The sequence below is a fragment of the Quadrisphaera granulorum genome, from assembly GCF_003149145.1.
Classification (GTDB): domain Bacteria; phylum Actinomycetota; class Actinomycetes; order Actinomycetales; family Quadrisphaeraceae; genus Quadrisphaera; species Quadrisphaera granulorum.
Map to the genome: position 1 here is coordinate 1 of NZ_QGDQ01000061.1, position 3,755 is coordinate 3,755.

Sequence of the window (3,755 nt, forward strand, 5' to 3'; positions counted from 1 at the left end):
TGTTGCGCGTCGCTTCTGATGTCGATGTTGGCGTCACCGCCGATGTCGACCATCGACGCCAGAAGGGCCCCACCGCGACTGCGGTGGGGCCCTTGCTCGACGTGGTGACGGTCACGTTCGACGTGGTGACGCACCCGGCCTTGGTTGCGCTCAGTCGGCGGTGACCTCCGCCACCGCAGCACGCGCTGCGCTTTCATCCACGATCGCCTTGCCCGCGCCGAACGTCGCAGTCAACGCCGTCACCGCCAGGTTGTTCACCGCCCGGGGGTACCCCCGACTCGAGGTGTGGATCAACGCGGCGGCGTCGTCGCTGAACAGGGTGTCGCTGCGTCCGGCCAACGTGACGTGGTGCTTCAGGTACGAGGCCGTCTCGGCAGCGGTCATGCCCGGCATCGCGTACTTCAGCGCGACCCGCTGGTCCAACGCCGCCAGCACCCCATGCTTGATCATCCTGCGCAGGGTCGGCTGGCCGACCAGCAGCGCCGCGAACGGGCTGGTGGAGTCCATGTCGTGGTTCGTCAACATCCGTAGTGCTTCCAGCTGGGCGGGCTCCAGCAGATGCGCTTCGTCGATGACCAGCACCGCCGTGCGGCCGCGTTCGTCGGCTTCAGCGGCCAGGGCGTCGGCGGTCTGAGCCAGCAGCGCCGCGGTCTGATACGCCGGGTGCCCTCCGAGTGCGGTGACGATGTGGGCGTGCAGCCCGCGGACCCCGACGGCGGGGTTGGGTAGGTAGATCAGGGTGTGGCGGGCGGGGTCCAACCCGGCCAGCGCCGCGCGCACGGCGACGGTCTTACCCGCGCCGACCTCCCCGGTGATGATCCCTAGGGCGCGTTGCTGGATGACCCAGGTGATGCGGGCGGCAGCCTCGCCGTGGGAGTGGTGGCGGTGCAGCATCCCGGGGGCCAGATCACGCCCGAACGGCATGCGGGTGAAGCCGTAGTGGGCTTGGAGTCGTTCGATGCTCACGCCCGGGCCTCCTGCTCACCAGTGGCCGCCGGTGCTGGCGGTGCTGCCGATGCGGGGAACAGCGGCAGCGTCACGATGCCGTCGATGCCGTCGATGCCGTCGATGCCGTCCTGGCCGTCGTCGGGGTCGGTGAGTCCTGCCATCGCCTCGTAGTTGATCGTGGTGCGGGTCGCTTGCTGGTGGGCGGTGTTGACCAACGCCAGGTAGTCGATGCCGGTCGGCGCCGGCGGGGACGGCGGGGGTAGTTCGGGGCGGGCTTTGGGGTGGGCGTGGCGACGGATCACGGTGGGGATGGCGGTGCCCATCGCGGTGCCGTTATAGGAGACCTCCACCACGGTCAGGTCGAAGGGGTCAAAGGCCACCTCGATGCGCAGCCCGGCCAAGGAGGGGTCAACGGCGTAGGTGTTGCCGTGCACGGTGATCGTGGCGGTCTTGGTCACCCGGCGGTGGTCGCGCCACTTGAACGCCTCGCTCAGTGCCGCCGCCGACGGCATCTGGGGCTGGCGGCCGGGATCGGCGGCCCACCCTGTCGCCCAGCGCTGCAGCGGCGCCTGGCCGGTGCTGGTGTGCAGCCTGCGGTGGTAGACCTGCTCGACCCAGGCGGTGAACGCGGCGTTCAACGCCGCCAGCCCGTCAGCGACCGCGACCCCCGGCCCGGTGATCGACTCCGCGACGCGGATGGCGTCCTCGGGGACGTCCTGGGCGTGGTGGGCGGTGATGGTGGGGGCGACTTCGATGAGGAACTGCTCGTTCACGGTCCGGAAGAACCGTTCGATCTTGCCTCTGCCTTGGGGGCGTCCGGGGGTGGAGTGGGTCAGGCGGATCCCCAGCTTCGCGCAGGCGGCCAGCAGCCAGGAGTCCACGAACGCTGAGCCGTTGTCCACGTAGATCCCGCCCGGCACTCCACGGGATGCCAGGGCTGGGCGTAGCGCTGCGGCCAGGCGCACGGTGTCTTCGGCCAGACCCCACCGGGCCCCGGTGATCAGGCGGGTGTGGTCGTCGATGAACGCGAACAGGTACGTCTTGCGTCCGGCGATCTTCGGGCCGTGCAGGGCGTCACCGGTCCACAACTCGTTCGGCCGCCTCGCTTCGAACCGCCCGAACACCTGCGGCTGCTGCCCTGCGCCAGCGACGCTGGCGTGGGGCCCGGCCAGCCCGACGCGGCGGAAGTGACGCTGCAACGTGGACGCCGAGGGTGCCCACCCGTCCAGTTGAACCAGGATCCTTTGCACTTGGGCGGTGGTGCGCCCGGGCTGCTCACGCTTCAAGGCGACCGCGGTGGCCAGTACGTCGGCGTCAGTGCGCAGATACGGGGTGCGCGCGGCGGGCAGGAGGGCATCGAAGCCGCCTTGGCGCCAGGCGCGGATCCAGCGGTCGATGTGGTCGCGGCAGTAGGTGACCTGGTTGCCGAACGGATCGGTATGGGTACGCGCGGCCAGTGCCCGCACCGCAGCGCCCCGCTGACCAGGCGTCAAGGAGGAGCCGGCGGCGTCGCGGATCAGCAGGTAACGGAACATCGCGATCTTCTGGGCGGTGTCGCGGGCGTTGATCGCCGCCCCGGCTGCGCCCGGGGCCGGCAACCGTCGCCGAGGGCTCCTACCCGCCCGCCCCGACGGCTGGTCCGATGACGGGGTCGACGGCGGGGTCGACGGTGGGGTCGACGGCGGGGTCGACGGTGGGGTCGACGGTGGGGTCGACGGTGGGGTCGACGGCGGGAGCTGTGGTGGGGGCGCAGCTGTCACGGGTTCCTCCTGGCCGGTACGCGCAGCACCCAGGAGGAGGGGGCCAGCCAGTGCTGCGACGCGTTCGTTGACACGTCGAGTGACGCGTCAACGTCGACCTGACCAGGCCGCGCCCCGCCGGCATCAGAGGCAACTCGTGTTGATCCACATCTGCGGACCCAACGGCGCTCGGGACGTCACGAGGTCGACGAGCCCAACGAGCCCGATGTGGAGGGCCAGGCCGGACTCAGCAGCTGACCGTGACAGGCCGCGCTGATGGCCGCCCACACCCAGGCCCGACTCGCGGGGTCCGCCTCATGCAGGTCAGCGGGCACAGCCCCGTCATGATCCGCGGCAGGGGCACGCACAGGAGCGGGGGTGAAGCCGGCCGCGGCCAGACCCGCGAACCACAGCAGCGCTCCCACCGCGTCCGCCCACCCCGACCCGCCAGTGCCGGGCAGCACCGGGTCAACAGCGATGCCGATCCCGGCGGCGGTGAAGAACGCCTCCACCCCCGCCAGCCGGGCACCGAAACGGCGTAGCCAACCCCGCACCGTGCCCGCCGGCACCCCGAGCCGATCAGCGATCCAACGGTGCCCCCGACCTGCAGCCCGAGCAGTCAACGCCCACCCGATCACCACCGCGGCATCAGCGCGGCGGACCAGGGCGATCACCGGCAGCAGCACGTGGGTGACGGCGCAGCCTGTGCAGCGGGCCCGGCGTGGGGCCAGGCGGACCCGGCGGTCTCCGTTGCGGATCATCCGGGGCCGGGCCCAGCCCCAACCACCCAACACGGCGGTGCACGCCGGGCACGTCAAAGCCCCGGCGGCTAGGCGTGCCTCGACGTGGGCGGGGTCGAGCTCTACGGTCATCAACGGTGCCTCCGAGCGCCGAGCACGGCCCCCCTTGCACCCGCGAAGTGAACGAGGGGGGCCGTTGCTATGTCTGCGGCGTCGTCATCGTGACGGCGCCCGTCGGCACCCTGACGTACCCGTGGCTCACCGCGACGTCGGCATCCTCAGTGACGCCGCCCGCCCGATCCGTCGACTTTCTCAGCGACGTTCAACA

Annotated in this window: 5 protein-coding genes; 2 read left to right on the forward strand and 3 right to left on the reverse strand. The window is 71.2% G+C overall.

The annotated features are described in order from the left end of the window. Positions 1-150: 150 nt before the first annotated feature. Together BXY45_RS22560 and BXY45_RS22565 are read right to left on the reverse strand one after the other, a co-directional pair. Entirely contained in the window at positions 151-924 is a 774-nt protein-coding gene (locus BXY45_RS22560) for an AAA family ATPase (protein ID WP_109776784.1), read from the reverse strand. A gap of 38 nt (positions 925-962) precedes the next feature. Then, complete coding sequence (locus BXY45_RS22565; protein ID WP_342799603.1) at positions 963-2,483, reverse strand: DDE-type integrase/transposase/recombinase; 1,521 nt, start codon at positions 2,481-2,483, stop codon at positions 963-965. A gap of 107 nt (positions 2,484-2,590) precedes the next feature. Between BXY45_RS22565 and BXY45_RS24930 the strand changes: the two genes are divergently transcribed. Beyond that, positions 2,591-2,779 carry a glycine zipper domain-containing protein gene (locus tag BXY45_RS24930; RefSeq protein WP_425468349.1) on the forward strand — a complete coding sequence of 63 codons (189 nt, stop codon included), beginning with the start codon at positions 2,591-2,593 and terminating at the stop codon, positions 2,777-2,779. Positions 2,780-2,884: 105 nt separating this feature from the next. Here BXY45_RS24930 and BXY45_RS22575 read toward each other — a convergent pair whose 3' ends face one another. Next, complete coding sequence (locus BXY45_RS22575) at positions 2,885-3,559, reverse strand: hypothetical protein (protein WP_211319866.1); 675 nt, start codon at positions 3,557-3,559, stop codon at positions 2,885-2,887. A gap of 5 nt (positions 3,560-3,564) precedes the next feature. Here BXY45_RS22575 and BXY45_RS23985 point away from each other — a divergent pair. Next, a partial coding sequence (locus tag BXY45_RS23985; protein ID WP_211319867.1) for a hypothetical protein occupies positions 3,565-3,755 on the forward strand: 191 nt, incomplete at its 3' end.